This is a genomic window from Streptomyces sp. NPDC006476 (assembly GCF_040612015.1).
Lineage (GTDB): Bacteria > Actinomycetota > Actinomycetes > Streptomycetales > Streptomycetaceae > Streptomyces > Streptomyces griseorubiginosus_B.
Map to the genome: position 1 here is coordinate 1 of NZ_JBEXPK010000237.1, position 2,746 is coordinate 2,746.

Below are 2,746 nucleotides of genomic sequence, written 5' to 3' on the forward strand. Positions count from 1 at the left end.
CGGGTCTGCTCGATGCGCACCCCCGGCGCGATGATCAGATGCATCTGCTCGGTGGTGGCCATCCGGTACTGCGCCAGGACCGCCAGCGCCAGCCGGTCCGCCCCGCCCGTGTCCACGTTCAGCATCAGACTGCCCTTCGTACGGTGCGGCACCCTCCCGTCCGGTGCCGCGCGTACAACCCAGGCCACCGGCCACCCCCGACCAAGATCCCGACCATGAGGGCCCGACCAGCGTCACGATGCGATAACCCCGCGCCCGACCACGCCCACAACCGGTCCGAACACCCCTCCCACATCCCCACCCACAACCAACCGCGCCTCCTTGGCAGGTGACGGCATATCAGCAGGTCACCAGCCCTTATCGGTGTGGTCGCCAGGCCGACATCTCCCTCTGCACACCTCCGCGCCCCCCAGACAAGAAGAAAAGAAGGGAAGGGCGGGCGGGACGGCCGGTGCGGCTCGGGGGATCGGGGGATCGGGGCGCCCGCTCGTGTCGTTGCGCGTCGGCGAGGCCTCCGCGCTCGAGCGCCGGGCAGAAGCTGGCGCATCGGAGAACCGACAGCGGGAAGCAGCCGAGCCGCCACGCACCACCCCGCAGCGCTGCCACCGATCAGGCCGTAGACGCGGGTCTGACGGTCACGGACCGCACCCTGCGCGCCTGGCTGGAGGGCCGGCGCACGCCCTCGCAGCGCAACTTGGAGCGGATTGAGCAGGTCTACCGGACGGTGCGGCGCGGGAACGTTGCCCGCTACCTGCTCGCCCGCCTCAACCGGGAGGGCCGCGGTACCCGTGTGGAGATCCACGTAATGGCACCCGCGCGGGTCGCGCGGGTCACGCAGGTCGTTGACCAGTGCGAACACCCCGATATCGGGTGACATACCCCCAACGCACCCCGGACACCGGCAGGACACGGCAAACTCAGGAATCACCGAAGCTCCGTTGCTCATCGAGGACTTGTGAGGTCATCGATCACAACGGAGCTTCGTTCGTCCCGGACACAGCCCGCTGACCAGCACAAAAGAAAGATCAACTAAACTTGCAACAGCCCTGGGAGCCCAGGTCCTAACCACGTCAGCCCAACGCGGAGAATATCCATACCCAGAGGCATTACCATCGGCGCGACCCACTACGCCACGAAGAAAGCCATCCCCGGCCTTTCTGCGTATCCATGAACTTGCGGTCCCCTGGGCGAGGATTCGTACCCCGACCAGTGCTTACCGTTGACTTGCTTCCTGGCGGGCCGCTGCGACCTCCGGGCCGACAGTCTCAAGGCTCGGTGTGACGGCCTTGCGCTCCTGGATGTGGGCATAGGCAATCAGGCCGAACAGGACCGCGAGCAACACGGCCGAGGAGCCCGCGGTGCCGAGGTTCAGGCCGCCCTTGGCGACCGGCTTGGTGAGGAAGTCGCCGGCGGTGGCCCCGAGGGGGCGGGTGAGGACGAAGGCGATCCAGAACAGGAGGACGTTCGAGACGGCGGGCACCTTCATCAGGACGACCAGCACGACCAGCACGCTGGACACCAGCACCGCACCGCCCAGGTAGCCAAGTCCGGAGCTGTCGGACAGAAAGTCGCCCATCGAGGTACCGAGGGTGTTGGAGACGAGGATCGCCGCCCAAAACAAGGCCTCGCCCTTGAAGGTGACGATGTCGCGGATCTGGAACGTCATCCCGCTGATCCTCCAGGCGAGGAAGATCGCCAGGAGGATGGAGATCAGGATTGCGGCTCCCTCCGGGTAGCCAAGGCCGAGGCCCTGCGGGCCCCAGCCCAGTGAAGTGGCGCCGCCCGAAAGGTACTTGTCGCTGGCGTCGCGGTTCATGAAGTCGGACATCGTGGTGCCGGCCATGCTGGTCGACAGGATCACGGTCCAGTAGAAGAACGGGTTGTACCGGGAGGACCGCAGCTGCACGACCAGCGTCACCACGAAGATCAGGAACAGGGCGATCGTGGTGAGGAAATAGCCGAGCTTGAGCGTCTGGGAGAACAGGTCGCCCGCCGTCTCACCCAGGGTCGTCGCGGCGATCTTCATGATCCAGAACGCCAGCGTGACCTCGGGCAGCTTCTTCATCACAGACTTCGTCGACGTCAAAGGGTGCTCCTGTGCTTGTGGGGGGTGGACCTCCTTCGACCCTGACAAGGTCAACCTGAACACACACTGGACGTGCGCACCATGGATCTTGCGTCAGTGCGCCCGCTGTGCTTTGCCTGTCAACCTCACCCGCGGCCCAAGCCAAGGATCGTCAGGGCACCGGAAAGCTTCCGGTTCTACGATTTACGGCGGCCGGGCACGCCGTGTTCACGGCGAGCGGGCGGCGCCGAAGGCATCAGAGAGATCTCGGACAGGCTCGGCGCCGCCCTCCTGTCGCAGCCCCAGCCCCACTCAGCTCAGAGTTCGGCCCGACCACTTCCCTCCGGCGTGTGTGGCGGCTCGGCCGGTTTGCCACAACGCACTGACCGGAGCACGCCGCTACCTACGCATCCGCTCCTACCTGACCACCGCCCGCGCCCACGGGCTCACCGCCATGCGCGCCATCCACGACGCACTCACCGGCACCCCGTGGCTCCCACCCGCTGCGCGAGCATCGCGGCGATGGCGAGCGGATGCCGCACAGGCGCCTCGGCGGCTACCAGCAGGGCGTATCCTGGGTGTTTCTGCTTCTCAGACAGCAGCTGCCCCGAACTAACGGCAAGGGGCGTTGGTACGCCCAGCAGTCTCACGCCAGCTCCACAGACCTGACATCCCGCCAGC

The 2,746-nt window shown here is 66.5% G+C and carries 1 protein-coding gene and 1 pseudogene; one reads left to right on the plus strand and one right to left on the minus strand.

Going from position 1 to position 2,746, the window contains the following annotated elements; genetic code table 11:
• Window positions 1-622: 622 nt before the first annotated feature.
• Window positions 623-829, plus strand: a pseudogene (locus ABZZ74_RS53480) (transcriptional regulator); the annotation flags it as partial.
• A 384-nt stretch (window positions 830-1,213) separates the two neighbouring features.
• Here ABZZ74_RS53480 and ABZZ74_RS53485 read toward each other — a convergent pair.
• Window positions 1,214-2,086 carry a hypothetical protein gene (locus ABZZ74_RS53485; protein ID WP_356951352.1) on the minus strand — a complete coding sequence of 291 codons (873 nt, stop codon included), beginning with the start codon at window positions 2,084-2,086 and terminating at the stop codon, window positions 1,214-1,216.
• Between the last annotated feature and the right edge of the window lie 660 nt (window positions 2,087-2,746).